A 17,324-nucleotide genomic window follows, 5' to 3' on the forward strand; every position below is an offset into this window, starting at 1 on the left:
GATGAATCCCAGCAGCCAGGGCAGCAGGAAGGTGTAGCCGGCGCGGGCGTCCGCCCCGCTCCGCTTTGACTTGCGCGGAGCGGGAGCGGACGGCGACGCCGAACGCCTGCTCAGGGTTGGGCTTTGAGTCACGAGTTCATTCCGTCAGTTGTGAAGGCCTGGCAGATAATCTGCTGATCAGGCGTTCTGCTTGATGAGGTCTTCAGCTTCCTTGAACCACGCGTCCGCAGCGCCGTCCACGGTGACCTTGCCGTAGTTCAGCTCAGAGCTGATGCGCTTGAAGGAGGCTTCAAGCGTGCCGAAACCGACGATGGGCGGCTCGGGAGCGTCCTTGAGATACTTCTCGATGGACTTCTCGTAGTCAACAACCAGTTTGTCGGTGCCCTCGAAGGTGGTGCCGTCACGCTGGGTCTTGGAGGCCGGAACACCGCGGGAGGTCTTGAAGATCTGGCCCACCTCGGGATCGTTCACCATGAAGTCGATAAAGCGGGCAGCCGCATCCTTGTTCTTGGTCTTGGCGCTGGCCACCATGAGCATGGACGGCTTGAGGAACAGGCCCAGATTGTCCTTGTCATCCGAGGGTACGGGAACGAGCTTGAGTTCCTTCGCGCCGCTGTCGGCAAGGTATCCGGCCATGAAGTTATCCCAGGTGACCTCCGTGGCGGTCACGTTGGAGCCGAACGGCGACTTCGGGGCGAGCTGGGTGGCGCGCTCCTCGGAGATTAGGGCCGGGGTGCCGCGCAGGCTTGCCGTGGTGTTCCACCACTTCTTCAGATCGTCCTTGCTGAAGCCGAGCTTGCCGTCCTCGGTGAAGGCTGCGATGTTGTTCTGGCGCAGCCAGACGTTGAACATCCACCACACGCCGGTGTAGTCGGTACCGCCGAAGAGTGCGCCGTTACCCTTGGCTCCAACCTCGGTCAGGAAGGTGTTGAACTCCTTGTAGTCCCAGCTGCCGTCCGGTTCAGCGATGCCCAGCGACTTAAGTTTGGCGGGGTCGTAGTAAACCGCGAAGGCGTTGGTGCTGGTGGGGATGCCGAAAGTCTTGCCCCTGATCTGGCCGGAGGGCAGCAGGGACTTATCGAAGGCGTCCGTGTTGATCTTGACGGTGCTGAGGTCCAGGAGCTGGTTCCGCTGGCCGTAATCGCGGAGGTAGGAGAGGTCCCACTGCATGACGTCGGGAAGGCCGCCGCCGGCTGCCTCGGTGGCACGCTTCTGCCAGTACCCGGCGAAGTCGGTGAAGTTGCCGTTGACTTTGATGTCTTTGTTCTTGGCTTCGAAGAGTTCAATGGCTTTGCGGGTGCGGGTGGCGCGGTCATCGTTGCCCCACCAGGTGTAGTTGATAGTGACCGGGTTCTCAGCCGAGCCCGTCGCTCCGCCGCTGGTGGTGCTGGCCCCTGTTCCACAGGCCGCCAGCGCTGCGGCGGACGCGGTGCCGATAGCCACCGTGGTGAGGAAATTCCTTCTGTTGATCATGAGAGCCTCCTTGCTCGTTTGTGCAAGCCGCATCGTTCCGATATTCACAACGTGTGCTGTGAGCTGGCTTACACATCTTCTGAATCGATACAATATCGGCAATTCCTGATTTGGGCAAGCGTTTTCCCAAACGCCTGTTTCCTGTAGGTTGGGTCCGTCCCCAAGACCCTCGACACGTTCTTCTGCACAGCCCATGCCACAACCACGCCACGACCGCGCCACGACAAAGGAGTCCCATGACCTTGCAGCAAAATTCCGGCCCCTCCAGCATCTGGAGCGAGGTGGAAGGGATCGCCTATGGCGGGGATTACAACCCGGAGCAGTGGCCGGTCAGTGTGCGGTTGGAAGACCTCGAGCTGATGAAGGAAGCGGGTGTCAGCTTCCTCAGCGTCGGGATCTTCTCCTGGGCTTTGCTGGAACCCGCCGAGGGCGAATATGATTTCGGCTGGCTGGACGAGGTCATGGACAACCTTTCCGGCGCGGGCATCAAGGTGGCCCTGGCCACTGCTACTGCTGCTCCCCCGGCGTGGCTGGTCCGCAAGCATCCGGAGATCCTCCCGGTGACGGCTGACGGAACCGTGCTGGGGCCGGGCTCACGACGGCACTACACGCCGTCGTCGGCCGTTTACCGCCGCTACGCCACGGGGATTACGCGCGTTATCGCGGAGAGATACAAAGACCACCCGGCGTTGGCCCTCTGGCATGTGGACAACGAGTTGGGCTGCCACGTCTCCGAGTTCTACGGCGAGGAGGATACCGCGGCGTTCCGCGCGTGGCTGGAGCGCCGGTACGGGAGCATCGAAGCCCTCAATGCCGCCTGGGGCACCGCTTTCTGGTCCCAGAACTACGGCTCATTCAGGGAAATCCTGCCGCCCGCCGTCGCACCTTCCACCCTGAACCCGGGGCAGCAGCTGGACTTCCAGCGGTTCAACTCGTGGGCACTGATGGACTACTACAAATCACTCGTTGCCGTCCTCCGGGAAGTCACGCCCTCGATTCCCTGCACCACCAATCTGATGGCCTCAAGCGCCACCAAATCCATGGACTACTTCGACTGGGCCAAGGACCTGGATGTCATCGCGAACGACCACTACCTCGTGGCCGCAGATCCGGAGCGGCACATCGAGCTGGCGTTCAGCGCGGACCTCACCCGTGGAATTGCGGGCGGCGACCCGTGGATCCTAATGGAACATTCGACGTCGGCCGTCAACTGGCAGCCGCGCAACCAGCCCAAGATGCCCGGCGAAATGCTGCGCAATTCGTTGTCGCACGTGGCCCGCGGCGCGGACGCTGTGATGTTCTTCCAGTGGCGGCAGAGCTTTGCCGGGTCCGAGAAGTTCCACTCGGCGATGGTGCCCCACGGCGGCCGCGACACGCGGGTGTGGCGCGAGGTGGTGGAGCTGGGGTCGGCACTGAAACAGCTCGCGCCGGTGCGTGGCTCGCGAGTGGAATCCAGGGCCGCCATCGTGTTCGATTACGAGGCATGGTGGGCCAGCGAGATCGACTCCAAACCGAGCCAGGATGCGAAGTACCTGGACGTCCTGCGTGCGTTCCACCGTTCCCTGTTCCTGCGCGGGATCTCCGTGGACATCGTGCACCCGTCGGCTTCGCTGGAGGGCTACGACTTGGTGCTGGTGTGCACTTTGTACTCTGTTTCCGATGACGCCGCCGCCAATATTTCCGCGGCCGCCCACGCCGGGGCGACTGTGCTGGTCACGTATTTCAGCGGGATCGTGGACGAACAGGACCACATCCGGCTTGGCGGCTACCCCGGCGCTTTCCGCGATCTGCTGGGGATCCGGGTGGAGGAATTCCACCCGCTGCTGGCCGGTGCCCGGCTGAAACTGAGCGACGGCGGCGTGTCCACCGTGTGGAGCGAGGATCTTCGCCTCGCCGGCGCTGAAGCGGTGCAGACCTTCACGGAATACCCGCTTGAGGGTGTGCCCTCGCTGACCCGCCACGCCGTTGGCTCCGGCGCAGCGTGGTACCTGGCGACGTTCCCAGACCCAGACGGCATCGAAACGGTGGTGGAGCGGCTGCTGGCGGAATCCGGAATCACTCCGGTGGCCCAGGCTGACGCTGGAGTGGAACTTACCCGCCGCCGCACCTCCGACGGCAGGTCCTACCTCTTCGCCATTAACCACTCGCGCTCGTCGGCGTCGGTGCAGGCCTCCGGGACGGACCTGCTGAGCGGAGAACCCTTTGCTGGAACGGTGGCCGCGGGCAGCGTTGCGGTGATCGCCGAGGCGTAAGGCTCTTCGGGTGGCCCCGGGCTTCTTATCCGGTCCGGGGCCATTCTCCTTTATCGTCGTACCCCCTTGGCAGGGTGTTTCCGTGGAAGCTTTGGGGTCAGCTCGCGATGTTTAGCGGTTCTGCCGCCGTGCTGAGGCGCGCGGTTCCGCGTGTTGGGAATCCGCCTGTTGTAGATCCGCCTGTTGGGTCGCTTCCGGTCGCAGGACCTCCGACGCCGACGATAATGTCAGACCCTCCGGGAAGACTGTTCCCATGGAAGCTTTTGGGGATCAGCTCGCCGCGTCCGGCGGTTCTACCGCCGTGCTGACGCGCCCGGCCCCGCCTGCTGCCCACGCCCCTGTTGGGGATCCGCCTGTTGGGGGCGCTTCCAGTCGCGGGGCGGTCGACGCCGGCAATATTGTCGTACCCTCCGGGAAGACTGTTTCCATGGAAGCTTTTGGGGATCAGCTCGCGAGGTTCGGCGGTTCTACCGCCGTGCTCAATCGCGCCGTCCCGTCTTGTACCCAAGCCCCTGGTGGCGCTGCTTCCAGTCGCGGGACGGCCGACGCCGGCAATAATGTCAGACCCTCCGGGAAGACTGTTCCCATGGAAGCTTTTGGGGATCAGCTCGCGAGGTTCGGCGGTTCTACCGCCGTGCTGACGCGCCCGGCCCCGCCTGTTGGGGGCGCTTCCAGCGGCGGTACCGCCGACGCCGGCAATAATGTCGTACCCTCCGGGAAGACTGTTCCCATGGAAGCTTTTGGGGATCAGCTTACGGAGCACGGCGGTAGCACGGCCGTGCTGACGCGCCCGGCCCCGCCTGCTGCCCATCCCCCTGTTGATGCTGCTTTCACCGATGGGACGGCCCCCGGCGCGCGGCTCGCCGCGTTGCTGGCCGCGGCGAACGCCGTCGCCGCCGCAGCGCCCGACCGGCTCTCGATGGCCTCCTACGCAGAAGCCGCCGATTTCGCCGGCACCGTGGAGGACATCTCCCGGACCGTGGAGTACCTCCAGATCCTCGCCGCCGGGACCGTGGACAGGACCCGCAACCAGGCCATCACCGCCGCCGCAACAGCACGCACCCACTCAGGCCGGGGATGGATCACCGGCTGGGACAACGGCACCGAAACCCTCAACGAAACCGACACCACCTGGCCCGCCGGACCCACAACGCCGCCTGTTCTATCCTCGCCGGCGGACGACGGGTGCGCGAACACCGCCGAGTTCCTCCGCGTCCGGCTCCGGATCGGCAAGAGCGAAGCCCACCGCCGGCTCCACCTCGCCCACGCCACGCTGCCCGCCACCACCCTCACCGGCGACACCACCCCACCACCACGCGAACACCTCGCAGCAGGACTCACCCCCACCACCGGCCCCGACACCGACGACGCCGCAGACGGCGCCTCGGGGCCCGCGCTGGCCTGCCCTGCCGTGTCCTCCCGGGCCGGGACCATCATCAGCCTCACCCTGGACCGGCTCCAACACCGCACCACCCCCGAAACCCTCACCCTGATCGAGACCGACCTCACCCGCACCGCCGCCACCACCGACCCGGACTTCCTCGCCCGCGTCGCCCGCCGCTGGTCCGACACCCTCGACGCCGACGGCACCGAACCCAGCGAAGAAGCACTCCGCCACACCCAGGGCGCGTTCATCCGCAAACCACGCCACGGCCTGCACCACCTCGAAATCTTCGCCACCACCGACCAATACGAACCACTCCTCGCCGCCATGAACGCCGCCACCAACCCCCGCACCACCACCCCCACCACCGGCGGCAGCAGCACAGACAGCGGCACGGATGACAGCACCGGCGGCCGCACCGCTGGCAGCACCGGCCAGGACGGCTGGGCGGACCCGGGCCCCGACATGGACCTGGACCGGCGCACCCGCTCCCAAAAACAACTCGACGGCATCATCGGCGCCATCAAAGCAGCACTCACCACCAACACCCTGCCCACCACCGGCGGAAACCGCCCCCAAATCCTCGCCACCATCCACTACCAGGACCTCCTCCCCCAACACCACAGCCCCGGCACCGCAGAACCCGCCAACGGAACCGGCACCGGAGAACCAACCAACGGAACAGGGAACTACGCCTTCACCGGCCCCGTCACCGCCGCCACCCTGCGCAAACTCGCCTGCGACGCCGACATCATCCCCGCACTCCTCGGCACCCACAGCGAAATCCTGGACCTCGGCCGCAAAACCCGCCTCTTCACACCCGCCCAACGCCTCGCCCTCACCGCCCGCGACCAAGGCTGCACCTTCCCCAACTGCACCATCCCCGCCCCCTGGTGCGAAGCCCACCACATCACCTACTGGTCACACAACGGCCCCACCAACACCAACAACGGCACACTCCTCTGCTCACACCACCACCACCTCATCCACAAAGAACAATGGACCATCACCACCCACAACGGCACCCCATGGTTCACACCACCACCCCACATCGACCCCACCCAAAAACCCCAACAAAACCACTACTTCAAACCACCACCCCCACCACAAGGGGACGTCGATGAAGCTCGGCCGCTGAGGTTATCGCCTTAGTAGTTCAGTGTCTTCCGATCGACAGTTCAGCCGCCGGCTACGGAATCAACAAACACGGCTACTGCGACGACATGCACTTCCGCGAGGCCAACGTCCGGTGTCGGCTTCTCCAGCAACACCGGCCGCGTGTAGCCGTGCGCCCACTCCCGGGCGTCTGCCCCGAGCACGTCATCGATCCAGACGACGGAGTCCCAGTCGGCTTCGCCGAGGGCATCCATCCTGGCCAGCCATCTGGTCACGGACCGCAGCTTGGGGGTCGGCTGGTCATCGTCGTCCGGTCGCAGGACAATCACGGCGCGCAGGGGTTCCACCTCAAGGTGCAGCTGCGACTCCAGCCCCGCCACCAAGTCCGCCGGCCAGGTCGACACCCAAGCGATCCTGCCCAGGGCTGCGAGCTTTCGGACCAAGGCGCTCTTTTCCGGATCGAGGGTCAACTTCGGACGGTCCCCGCCGTCGTCGGCCGGGCTGGCGACCGGGTTGAGGACCCCGTCGATGTCGAGCAGGATGATCGGCTTCATCTAGCCTCAGCCCACACCACGGTCAGAAGGTCACTGTGTGAGACGTTCCCGTGCCGCGTGCTCTACGAGGACGGGAACGAAGTCCCTGACTTTCCCGGCATCCAGCGCACGGTGCTGTTGCTGGACAACCTCCTCGATGATGTCCCTGCGCACTTCCGGAAACTTTTCGGCGAGCCGGTCAACCACGACTGTCAGCGCCCGCAACTCTTCACAAACTCCCATCGGGAGAGTGTCAGCCACTGGATCAATAAGATCAAGGCTTGACTAAGTAAGGCTGAGGCGCAGGAACTGCCGCCGGAATTCCTTAGGTCTTAAACAGCTCCGTCCCGCCGGGAACCCAAGGTTCCTGCCGGGACGGAGCTGCCACCCGCCGTCGGACGCTTCTGCGGAAGAGGTTTCCGCGGAAGGATCCGGAGCCGCGTGGGCGGTGCGGGGACGCGCTGTTGTGAGGACTACTTGCTGATAGCCGACTTCATTTCGTCGTGGGCCTTCTTGCCGGCCTCTTCAGTTGAGAGCCTGTTGAAAAGGACCTCGGAGGTGTAGCGCTTCACGATCTCCTGGATTGCACCGGCGCCCTTCGGCGGCGGAGCCGGAGCCTCGCCGAGTTCGCCCTTGATCTGATCGATGAACTTGACCACCTTGATGTCAGCGGGGGTCAGCTTGGGCTCAATGGCCGCCCGGACAGCAGAGTTGGGGTACACGCCGCGGTCTGCCAACAGCGCCGCTCCGGCCTTTTCATTGTTGGCCAGGAAGTCGATGAACTTCGCAGTCTCCTCAGGGTGCTTGGTGCGTGAGGATGCCGACCAGAACTGTGAAGCCTTGTACCAAAGCTGCGAGTCTGCCGCCTGTCCGGTCTTGGACGGGAAGCGCAGGATCTGCAGGTCGGCACCGGCTGCCTTCTCAAGCGCCGGCAACTGGTTGGACCACCAGAAGGCCAGGCCGTTCTTGCCGGTGGCGAGGCCGCTCTGGTCGAGCGGTGCAGCTTCGGCTTCCACCACTTCCGATGCCGACGGCACAGCCTTCTTCTCGCTGAGCTGCTTGAGGAATGCCCACCACTCGGCGATGTCCTTCGGTTCGAAACCAAGCTTGCCATCGGAGGTGTAGAGGGACTTGCCATTCTGCCTGAGCCAGACACCGAGCGAGGCTTCGTCCGTGCCGTAGGCGGCAGCGCCGTAGGTCCCCTTCGGGGACTTCTCGGTAACATCAGCGGCAATGCGCCCAAAGTCCTCCCATGTCCAGGTCTTGTCGTCCGGCAGCGCCACACCCGCCGCTTTGAACACTGCCGGGTTCGCGACGATCGTGGCAGCGTTGATACCCGCGGCGATACCGGTGAGGCCGTCCTCACTCCTGCCCGCGTTGAGCGCGGCCTCGTCCAGTTTGGACGTGTCAATCTTGTACTTGGAGAGATCCAGCAGGGCACCGCGGCTGGAGTACTCGGTGATGTACTTCTCGTCCATCTGAATGATGTCCGGCGCATCGTTGGCGGCAACCTGGGTGGCTAGCTTGTCCCAGTAACCGCTCCAGTCACCGTACTCGGGCTTGATCTTGATCTTGGGGTTCTCGGCCTCGAACGCTGCAATGGCTGCCTGGGTCAGCTGGGCGCGCTTGTCGCTGCCCCACCAGGAGAACCGCAGCTCGACGGTGCCATCCGCGCTCTGCGTCGAGGCACCCCCGCCGCAGGCACTCAGGGCTAGAACCGCGGCGGCTGCAGCTGCAACAACGCCCGTCGAGCGGAAGCGCCGTCGGGCGCTGCGGGAAGTTGTCTCCGACGGTTGACTGGCAGCAGACTCAGAGCGGGGGAAAAACGGCACTGGGTACTCCGATCTTCTTTGATCTTGTTATTTGGGTAGAAGCGAGAAAGCGCTTTCTTGATTCTGATACTACAAGTATGAAACTTGTAATACAAGAGGATATCGCGGTCGAAATTGACGTGGTAGCTGACGACCCGCGCGGGGCGCCAGGCCGACGTCGTTCGTCGACGCCCGAGTAGCTCGAGGCGCCCGATGCCGGGCACCGGGCCGCCGTCCTTCTGGCGCCCGACCCCAGGTGTCACGCCCGACGACGGTCGAGGCGCCGACGCCGGTTTTGTCGCCGCGCCGCCCCGCGCCGGCATAAATCCGAGGCCCGGGGTTTGGAACGGCCAACGGCCCGTCCTGCGGGACGGGCCGTTGGCGGGAGCAGTGAGCGCGGGACGAAACTGCGGGCCGGACCTATTTGATGCCGGTGGTGGCGATGCCCTTGATGAGGAACCGTTGGCCGAAGAGGAAGACCAGGAACACCGGAAGCAGGGACACGATCGACATCGCAAACAGCGATCCCCAACTGGTGGCGGACTGCGAGTCCACGAAGGCGCGCAGCGCCACAGGAACGGTGAACATGTCCGGGTCCGTCAGGTAGATCAGAGCGCCGAAGAAGTCGTTCCAGGTCCAGATGAAGGTGAAGATGGTGGTGGTGGCCAGGGCCGGGACCATCAGCGGCAGGATGACGCGCAGGAAGATCCGGGGGTGGCCGGCGCCGTCGATCCGGGCTGCCTCGTCGAGGTCCTTGGGGATGCCGCGGATGAACTGGACCATGAGGAAGACGAAGAACGCGTCCGTGGCCAGAAGCTTGGGCACCAGCAACGGCCAGAAGGTGTTCACCCAGCCGATCTGGGAGAACAGGATGTACTGCGGCACGATCACCACATGGAAGGGGAGCATGATGGTCAGCAGCATGATGCCGAAGAACAGCTTCTTGCCGGTGAACTGCAGCCGGGCGAAGGCATAGGCGGCCATGGAGCAGGAGATCAGGTTGCCCAGGATCGAGCCGATGACCACGATCGCGGAATTGAGCATGTAGTGCCCGAACGGGTGGGTCAGTGCCGACCAGCCGTCGGTGTAGTTGCTCATTTCCAGGCTGTTGAGCCAGAGTCCGGGATCGCGGAAGATCAGCTCGTTGGGCCGGAGCGAGGAGACCACCATCCACAGGAGCGGGTAGATCATCAGGGCTCCGGCGAGGATCAGGATGCCGTGCTTGGCCAGGGCTTTGGTCCGCTGTTTGCGGCTGAAGGCCAGGGTCCCGCGGGACTCGCGGGGCTTCCCGGGCCTGCGGCGGTTCGTTGGCTTGCCGGCGCCGGACGTGTTCTTGTCCGGGGCGGGCAGCGTCTGAAGCTTAGTCGTCATAGAACACCCAATACTTTGCAGCGATGAAGTTGATTGCGGTGAAGACGCCGATGATGACCAGCAGGAACCATGCCATGGCCGAGGCGTAGCCCATGTCGAACTGGCCGAAGCCCTTCTGGTAGAGGTACAGCGTGAAGAACATCGTCGAGTCCGACGGGCCGCCGTTGCCGCCCGAGACGATGAAAGCCTGGGTGAAGGACTGGAACGACCCGATGATCTGCAGCACCAGGTTGAAGAAGATGATCGGGCTCAACATGGGAAGCGTGATCCGCCAGAACTGCTGGAGGGTGCTGGCGCCGTCGACCTTGGCGGCCTCGTAGTACATGACCGGGATCTGCCGCAGACCGGCCAGGAAGATGATCATCGGGGCGCCGAACGTCCAGACATGGAGCAGGATGATCGAGCCCAGCGCGGTGCTGGGATCGGAAATCCAGCCCGGACCCTGGACACCAAAGATCGCCAGGACCTGGTTCACCAAACCCGTGGTGCCGAAGATCTGCTTCCAGAGGATGGCAACAGCAACGGAGCCGCCGAGCAGAGAGGGAAGGTAGAACACCGAACGGTAGAACGGCAGCCCGCGCAGGCCCTTGTCCAGGACCAGCGCGATCAGCAGGGCCACCCCCAACTGGAGCGGAACACCCACCAGGACGTAGGTGAACGTGACGCCCAGGGAGTTATGCAGGCGGGCGTCGCTGAACATCCTGGTGAAGTTGTCCAGGCCGGTCCATTCCGGCGGCTGGAGCAGGTTGTAGTCCGTGAAGGACAGGTACAGCGACATCAGCATCGGCCCGATGGTGATCGCTACCAACCCCACCAGCCAAGGCAAGAGGAAGATATACGCGGCCTTGTTGTCGCGGCCGTTGGCCTTCTTTTCCTCAGCGGTCATCGGCCCCTTGCGGCGCTTGAGCGTACTGAGTTCACTAATGGCGCTCATTGTGGCGACTCCGTTTCACGCATCAGGCCCGCCGGCGCCGGCAAGCATGCCGGGCTGGGCGTCCTGGGGATTGGTTTAGCGGCCATGTGGTCTCCTTTGGTCATCGTGGCCATCCACGTCTGGGTGATCGCCGGGGCGATCGGTGCAACGTGCCGCCAAGGTCGCAAGATCCTCCTGCCGGCTGCAGCGGGTTATCGTTGCGGCAGCGATACGGATATGCCACCGTCCAGCGGGACGTTGAAAAAGCGGCTCCGTACCAAAGTAAACGGTTTCTTGACTCGTGTACAGCCCTTTGTTAGTTTTTGAGAAAGCGTTTTCTAGATCATCCCCCCGAACTTCAGGCAGGCCCGTGAGCACAGCAGACCAGCCGGCCCGGCCCAGCGCCATTGCCGGTTATGAGGACTGGCCCCGCTATGTACAGGGCCAGCAGCGCTACGTCTCGGCCACCGCCGCCGCGCAGGAATTGTCGGAAGCCTTGGGTGTTCCGGCCGCAGGCCCCCCACCGGACGCCACCATCGACTGGACGGAAACGCACGACGGCGTCACCACCTCCCAGCTCAGCTGGCAGTTGGGGTTCGGCCCCCGCACCACGGGTTGGCTGGTGCGTCCGGCCGGCGTTTACGGGCCGCTTCCGGGCCTGCTCGCCCTGCACTGCCACGGCGGAAACAAGTTCGGCGGGGCCGACCGCCTGGTGGAGCTTCGCGAGGCGCACCCGTCGGCTGCCGAGGCCAGAGCTGGCCATTATGACGGCCGGGCCCTCGCCACGGAGGTGGCCAGGGCAGGCTTCGCCGTCCTGGCCCACGACACGTTTGCGTGGGGCAGCCGGCGGTTTGACCTCTCCCAGCCGCCATGGCGGACTGCCTCGGCACTTGAGGCGAGGAAGTCGCAGTGGCGGGAGGACGGCGTCGTACCAACCGATGCGGAACTGTACAACGCAGCGGCGGGCTTCCACGAGGACACCGTGGCCAAAACGGCCGGACTGCTGGGCACCAGCTTGGCCGGGATGGTGGCCCATGACGATCTCGCGGCACTGGAGATACTTGCCTCGCTGCCCGAAGTCGACGCGGCGCGACTGGGCTGCCTGGGCTTCTCCGGCGGAGGCGGCAGGGCACTCACCCTCGCGGCGCTGAGTCCGAGGATCCGGAACTACGTGGTGACCTGCATGATGACCACCTTTGACTCCCTCCTGCCGGCCTACCTGGATGCGCATTCCTGGCTGCTGCAGACTCCGGGGCTGTGGAAACTGGGCGACTGGCCGGAGCTCACAGCGAGATCCGGGGCGGACGGGTTCCTGGTGCAGTATGCCCTCGCTGACCAGCTCTTCCCGGAGGCTGGCATGCGCGATGCCCACAGGACCCTGGAGGCACTCCACCCGGACGGCTACATGGGGAGTTTCTGGCCGGGCGGACACGTCTTCACTGCCGGGATGCAGAATGAAGCCATCACCTACTTAGCCGCAAACCTGGGCGCCGGCAGCCCGGGCGCGCGGATCCAGTCAACCGTTCCAACAGCATAGGTACCCAAGGACCATTGATGACCCAGCAATCAGCCTTCACAACGGATGGCACCACAGCAGGCAGCACAGAACCGCGGTCGAACGTCGGGGCCGGTCCGGGCGAGCCTCCGGCTGCCCGTCCGCGGATCGCCCTGGTGGGTGTCCACGGCTTCGGCGAGCGGCACCTCGCCAACCTTGCCCGGCTGGAGGCCTCCGGCACCGTCGAACTCGTGGCCGTGGCCGATCCGCATCCGCCGCAGGACGGCAGCCTGGGCAGTTGCGTGGCGGTCTTCACTGCCCTGGACGAACTGCTAGCCTCGGGAACCGCTCCTGACGTGGTCATTCTGGCCACCCCCATCCAGACGCACGCGCCCCTGGCATTGGCTGCGCTTGCGGCGGGCTGTGACGTCTATGTGGAAAAGCCCCCCGTGGCCTCGCTGGCACAGTTCCAGGAGGTGGCGGCTGCGGCCGAAGCATCGGGGAGGCTGGTCCAGGTGGGTTTCCAAAGCCTGGGATCGCTGGCCCTGCCTGCCATAAACAAGTCCATTGCGGCCGGCGAAATCGGGGATGTCCTGGGCCTGAGCGCCCAAGGCCTGTGGCTGCGGTCCAAGGGGTACTTCAAACGGTCCCGCTGGGCCGGCAAGCGCAACCTGGACGGTACCGACGTCGTGGACGGGGTGGCCACCAATGCCCTCGCGCACGCCGTGGCAACCGGGCTGCACCTGGCGGGCGCCCACACAACTGCCGACGTCGCATCTGTGAAGACCGACCTCTACCGCGCCCACAACACCCAGAGCGACGACACCTCCGTGATCCGCGTCCGCACCGCCGCCGGGCAGACCCTGCTGTGCGGCCTGACACTCTGCGCGCCGGAGCAGCAGGATCCCTCGGTGACGGTCCACGGTACGCAAGGGGACATCACGTTCTTCTACACCGAGGACGAGGTGGTCACCACAACCGCCGCCGGCGAGCGCCGCGAGACCTTCGGGCGGACTGACCTGCTGGAGAACCTGCTCGCGGCCCGGGCCACCGGCGCTCCCCTGCTGTGTGGTCTGGCCGATACCGGCGCTTTCACGTCCGTGCTGGAAGCCATCCGAACTGCCCCGGACCCACAGGAAATCGGCGCCGAACACCTCAGCTGGGCGGGCGACGGCGACGACGCCCACCCCGTCGTCAAAGGCATCCCGGAACTGATCGAGCGGGCGGCCAAGGCTCAGGCCACGTTTGCCGAACTCGGGGTTCCCTGGGCCCGCGAGCTGCCGCCGGAACGGACTTTCGACATCGCTGGGCAGGCCGTGGCTGAGTACCAGGACGGCAGCCATATCCGCGCCGTGTCCTCGCCCCGCCCCTACCTCCACCCCGTCCGCACACTCGCCGGGACTGTCGTCACGGACCACCAGCCGCTGGACCACGTCTGGCATCTGGGGGTGGGAGTGGCCCTGCAAGACGTTGACGGGATCAACTTCTGGGGCGGCCGGACGTACACCAGGGCCGCCGGCGGATACATCTGGCGGCCGGACCACGGCAGTATTGTCCGCACTGGTGAGCAGCCGGGGCACGGCGGCGAACTGACCGAGACCCTCACCTGGAACGGCCCCGACGGCGCTCCCGTCCTGACCGAGGAACGCACCTGGACCTGGGCGCCGGCCGGTTCCGCTGTCTGGCGCCTGACGCTCGACTTCGCGCTTTCCCCCGCCGGCGATCACCCGGTAAGCCTGGGCAGCCCGGGTTCGAACGGCCGCGACCAGGGCGGCTACGGCGGATTCTTCTGGCGCCTCCCGGAATGTCCGGGCGCCACAGTATGGGCGCCTGGCTCCGGCGGTGTGGCTCTTAGCGGTGAGGCCGCTGTGCACGGAAGTGTCACCCCGTGGCTCGCGTGGTCGGGCAACTTTGGAGCTGGTTCGCGCGACCGGTCAGGAACGTCCAACCATTCAGGAACGCCCGACGGCGGCACTGACGTGGGCGCTGATGCCGGCGGCGCCGCGACGCTTGTGTTCGTCGCCGCGGAAGGCTCCAGGGACCCGTGGTTCGTCAGGGCGGAGGGCTATCCGGGTGTCGGCCAGTCGCTGGCGTGGGATGCGCCGGTGGTTGCTGAACCGGGGAGCCCGGTGCGCCGCAGCATCGCGGTATTCATTGCCGACGGAATCCTGGGCACGCAAGCCATAGAGACATTGATCAAGACACAGGGGGACCAGTCATGAGCCAGACCACCACCACCGCGGCCTCGCCGCTCCCATTGGGAACAGCGCTGGAGGCAACCCTCAGTGGGCGGACAGCACCGGCCTCCGCAGCCGACCGCGAGATCAAGCGCCGCCGCGTCCTGGACATCCTCGACGCCAGGGAACAGGATTCGCTGCTCCTGACCACCCACACAGCCCTGACCTGGTATCTGGACGGCAGCCGGGTCCACATCAGCCTGGCAGGCGATCCCATCGCCGCCGTGCTGGTGGACCGCGACGGCGATCACCTGGTGACCTTTAACAACGAGGCGGGCCGCCTGGCAGCCGAGGAGCTTCCACCCGGCGTCACCCTGCATTCGGTGCCGTGGTACGGGAACCTGCACGAGGCCGCTGCCGCCGTCGGACGTTCCACTGCCTCCGCAGGCACTCCCCTGGCGGAGGCCGCGGTGACAAACGAGCTCAGGGCGGCGCGGCAACAGCTGCTCCCGGCCGAGAGCGCCCGCTACACCCATCTCAGCGCGGAACTGGCAGGAATCATGACCGACGTGCTGTCCACAGCGGGGCCTGAGACCACGGAGTTCGAGCTGGCGTCGGCCTTGGCCGGCCGGGTGGTTGCCGCGGGCGCGGAGCCCCTGGTGCTCCTGTGCAACGGCAGCTCCCGGAGCGGGTTCCGCCACCCGCTGGCCACCCATGCGCCGCTCGGCCGCCGCGCCATGGCCGTGGTATGCGCCCGCCGGGACGGCCTGGTCGCCAACATCACCCGCTGGGTAAGGTTCGACGCCGGCACTCCCGAAGAGCTCGACGCCGAGGCCCGCATCGCAGCCGTTGAGGCGGACATCTTCGACGCGACAGTACCGGGCGCCCGGCTGGACAGCATCTTCGGGGAGATCAAGGCGGCCTATGTGCGGCATGGTTTTGGCGCGGAGCAGTGGGAGCAGCACCATCAGGGCGGTCCCGCAGGCTATGCCGGCCGCGACCCGCGGGTCACGGCAACGGCAACCGATACCGTGGTGATGAACCAGCCATTCACGTGGAACCCCTCGGGTCCGGGAGTGAAGGTCGAGGACACCGTTCAGGTCACCGAATCCGGGCTCACGGTCCTGACGGTCGACGAGCGCTGGCCCACCACCACTGTCAACGGCCTCCAGCGCCCGGTCACCCTCCAGCTTTAGGAACCCTCTGGCAGGTCCTGCGCCCTCTTTCCCAACCCTCTGGCAGGTCCTGACCCGAAACGCCAAACGCTCTTGCAGTTGTTACCTTACTGCCGGCATCAACTGCAAGAGCGTTTCGGTTTAAGCGACATCAAGTGCCAGAGCGTCTAGGGGAGGCGGAGCTCACCGTCCACGCGGCGCGGGATGCCCAGCGGGTTGCTTTCCCGCAGGGCCGGGTGCAGGACGGATTCCGGCGCATCCTGGTAGGCTACCGGGCGCTGGAAGCGGCGTACCGCCGTCGCGCCCACAGATGTGAACAGGGACGTGGTGGCCGGGTACGGGCCGCCGTGCTGCTGCGCCCAGTTCACAGCGACGCCGGTGGGCCAGCCGTCGAAGAGGACCCGGCCTGCGAGGCCGGACAGCTGCTCCACAAGGGCCGCGATGTCCTCCCCCGGCTGGGCGTGCACGGTGGCGGTCAGGCTGCCGGGAACCTCGGCCAGTACGGCGGAGAGCTCCTCCTGGTCCGAGTATTCGATCAGCAGCGTGGTGGGGCCGAAGCACTCCTCCAGCAGCTCGTCCGGGCGAGCCAGGACGTTGGCGGCGGAGGTGGAGAACACCACGGGCGCGGCGCCGTCGCGGGTGGCGTCCTGGTCCGCGGAGCCGCTGACGATGGTCACGTCGGGCAGTGAAGCGACGCTGCGCAGGCCAGCGGGGTACGCGTCGGAGATCCGGGTGGTGAGCATGGGCGCCGTCGGCTTGTCCTTGCTGGCCTCAGCCACTTCAGCGGCGAAACCGGTGCCCGAGGGGATGAACACCAGCCCGGGCTTGGTGCAGAACTGGCCTGCACCCATGGTGAACGAAGCGGCCAGTCCCGCCGCCAACTGGCCGGAGCGCTCTGTCAGCGCGGCCGCGGTGATGACCACCGGATTCAGGCTGCCGAGCTCGCCATAGAACGGGATGGGATCGGGCCGGGAGACTGCGAGATCGAACAGCGCCCGGCCGCCGGGGATGGATCCGGTGAACCCCACGGCCTTGATGGCGGGATCCTGCACCAGCGCGGTACCCACCTCGCGGCCGCTCACCAAGGCAAACAATCCGTCCGGGGCTCCGGCTGAACGAAGGGCTTCCGTGACCACCTCGGCCGTCCGTTCGGACAGTTTCAGGTGGCCAGAGTGTGCCTTAACGATCACCGAGGAGCCCACAGCCAGGGCGGAGGCGGTATCGCCGCCGGCCACGGAAAACGCGAAAGGGAAGTTGGAGGCGGAGAAGACAGCAACCGGGCCGATGGGACGCAGGATGCGGCGCAGGTCAGGTTTGGGTGGCGTGGCGGACGGGTCCGCGTGGTCGATGACGGCCTCGAGGTAAGAGCCTTCGGTGATCACGCGGGCGAAAAGCCGGAGCTGACCGGACGTCCGGGCCACTTCGCCTGTCAGGCGGGCAGTGCCGAGGCTGGTTTCGGAGTCCGCGATCTCCACCAATTCGGCCACGTTGGCGTCCAGGGCGTCGGCGACGGCGGTGAGCCAGGCTGCGCGGTCGGCGTCCGACGCGTTGGCCGAGATGGCGGCGGCCTGCGTTGCGGCAGCCGTGAGTTCTGAAAGTGAAAGGGTTGCAGTTGTCACTGAAA

The 17,324-nt window shown here is 65.8% G+C and carries 12 protein-coding genes and 1 pseudogene; 5 read left to right on the top strand and 8 right to left on the bottom strand.

The features are described 5' to 3' along the window. A pseudogene (locus ABIA70_RS21095) lies at positions 1-132 on the bottom strand (ABC transporter permease); the annotation flags it as partial. Between the two features lie 45 nt (positions 133-177). Further along, the gene (locus tag ABIA70_RS21100) at positions 178-1,473 is read right to left on the bottom strand and encodes an ABC transporter substrate-binding protein (RefSeq protein ID WP_354149546.1); all 1,296 of its coding nucleotides are present in this window, start codon (positions 1,471-1,473) and stop codon (positions 178-180) included. 236 nt (positions 1,474-1,709) lie between these two features. Here ABIA70_RS21100 and ABIA70_RS21105 point away from each other — a divergent pair, with 236 nt between their 5' ends. Further along, the gene (locus ABIA70_RS21105; RefSeq protein WP_354149547.1) at positions 1,710-3,725 is read left to right on the top strand and encodes a beta-galactosidase; all 2,016 of its coding nucleotides are present in this window, start codon (positions 1,710-1,712) and stop codon (positions 3,723-3,725) included. A gap of 730 nt (positions 3,726-4,455) precedes the next feature. Further along, positions 4,456-6,261, top strand: coding sequence for an HNH endonuclease signature motif containing protein (locus ABIA70_RS21110; RefSeq protein ID WP_354149548.1), 1,806 nt, complete (start codon positions 4,456-4,458; stop codon positions 6,259-6,261). Between the two features lie 26 nt (positions 6,262-6,287). Here ABIA70_RS21110 and ABIA70_RS21115 read toward each other — a convergent pair whose 3' ends face one another. The 5 genes from ABIA70_RS21115 to ABIA70_RS21135 all read right to left on the bottom strand — a co-directional run bounded on the left by ABIA70_RS21115 (position 6,288) and on the right by ABIA70_RS21135 (position 10,874). Continuing rightward, positions 6,288-6,779, bottom strand: a complete 492-nt coding sequence (locus tag ABIA70_RS21115; protein ID WP_354149549.1) for an HAD domain-containing protein — start codon at positions 6,777-6,779, stop codon at positions 6,288-6,290. Positions 6,780-6,809: 30 nt separating this feature from the next. After that, entirely contained in the window at positions 6,810-7,001 is a 192-nt protein-coding gene (locus ABIA70_RS21120) for a three-helix bundle dimerization domain-containing protein (RefSeq protein ID WP_354149550.1), read from the bottom strand. A gap of 230 nt (positions 7,002-7,231) precedes the next feature. After that, entirely contained in the window at positions 7,232-8,590 is a 1,359-nt protein-coding gene (locus ABIA70_RS21125) for an ABC transporter substrate-binding protein (RefSeq protein WP_354149551.1), read from the bottom strand. A gap of 399 nt (positions 8,591-8,989) precedes the next feature. Beyond that, positions 8,990-9,940, bottom strand: a complete 951-nt coding sequence (locus tag ABIA70_RS21130; protein WP_354149552.1) for a carbohydrate ABC transporter permease — start codon at positions 9,938-9,940, stop codon at positions 8,990-8,992. Then, positions 9,930-10,874 carry a carbohydrate ABC transporter permease gene (locus tag ABIA70_RS21135; protein ID WP_354149553.1) on the bottom strand — a complete coding sequence of 315 codons (945 nt, stop codon included), beginning with the start codon at positions 10,872-10,874 and terminating at the stop codon, positions 9,930-9,932. Before ABIA70_RS21135 ends, ABIA70_RS21130 begins: the two co-directional genes overlap by 11 nt. A gap of 349 nt (positions 10,875-11,223) precedes the next feature. Here ABIA70_RS21135 and ABIA70_RS21140 point away from each other — a divergent pair, with 349 nt between their 5' ends. The 3 genes from ABIA70_RS21140 to ABIA70_RS21150 are packed head-to-tail and all read left to right on the top strand — an operon-like array spanning position 11,224 to position 15,721. Beyond that, positions 11,224-12,390 (top strand): acetylxylan esterase, encoded by a 1,167-nt coding sequence (locus ABIA70_RS21140; protein WP_354149554.1) that lies wholly within the window; start codon positions 11,224-11,226, stop codon positions 12,388-12,390. Between the two features lie 17 nt (positions 12,391-12,407). Next, positions 12,408-14,570, top strand: coding sequence for a DUF6807 family protein (locus ABIA70_RS21145; RefSeq protein ID WP_354149555.1), 2,163 nt, complete (start codon positions 12,408-12,410; stop codon positions 14,568-14,570). Beyond that, the gene (locus ABIA70_RS21150) at positions 14,567-15,721 is read left to right on the top strand and encodes a M24 family metallopeptidase (RefSeq protein WP_354149556.1); all 1,155 of its coding nucleotides are present in this window, start codon (positions 14,567-14,569) and stop codon (positions 15,719-15,721) included. The genes ABIA70_RS21145 and ABIA70_RS21150 overlap by 4 nt, the downstream gene beginning before the upstream one ends. A 146-nt stretch (positions 15,722-15,867) precedes the next feature. Here the strand turns inward: ABIA70_RS21150 and ABIA70_RS21155 are convergent, their stop codons facing one another. Further along, entirely contained in the window at positions 15,868-17,319 is a 1,452-nt protein-coding gene (locus ABIA70_RS21155; protein WP_354149557.1) for an aldehyde dehydrogenase (NADP(+)), read from the bottom strand. Positions 17,320-17,324 lie beyond the last annotated feature (5 nt).

The organism is Arthrobacter sp. 754 (assembly GCF_040548695.1).
In the GTDB taxonomy this organism is placed as follows: Bacteria; Actinomycetota; Actinomycetes; order Actinomycetales; family Micrococcaceae; genus Arthrobacter.

Excerpts from the sequence above, each read along its gene's own strand:
- ABIA70_RS21100 (WP_354149546.1), bottom strand. The coding sequence starts at position 1,473 with ATGATCAACAGAAGGAATTTCCTCACCACGGTGGCTATCGGCACCGCG.
- ABIA70_RS21105 (WP_354149547.1), top strand. The coding sequence starts at position 1,710 with ATGACCTTGCAGCAAAATTCCGGCCCCTCCAGCATCTGGAGCGAGGTG.
- ABIA70_RS21110 (WP_354149548.1), top strand. The coding sequence starts at position 4,456 with ATGGAAGCTTTTGGGGATCAGCTTACGGAGCACGGCGGTAGCACGGCC.
- ABIA70_RS21115 (WP_354149549.1), bottom strand. The coding sequence starts at position 6,779 with ATGAAGCCGATCATCCTGCTCGACATCGACGGGGTCCTCAACCCGGTC.
- ABIA70_RS21120 (WP_354149550.1), bottom strand. The coding sequence starts at position 7,001 with ATGGGAGTTTGTGAAGAGTTGCGGGCGCTGACAGTCGTGGTTGACCGG.
- ABIA70_RS21130 (WP_354149552.1), bottom strand. The coding sequence starts at position 9,940 with ATGACGACTAAGCTTCAGACGCTGCCCGCCCCGGACAAGAACACGTCC.
- ABIA70_RS21135 (WP_354149553.1), bottom strand. The coding sequence starts at position 10,874 with ATGAGCGCCATTAGTGAACTCAGTACGCTCAAGCGCCGCAAGGGGCCG.
- ABIA70_RS21145 (WP_354149555.1), top strand. The coding sequence starts at position 12,408 with ATGACCCAGCAATCAGCCTTCACAACGGATGGCACCACAGCAGGCAGC.
- ABIA70_RS21150 (WP_354149556.1), top strand. The coding sequence starts at position 14,567 with ATGAGCCAGACCACCACCACCGCGGCCTCGCCGCTCCCATTGGGAACA.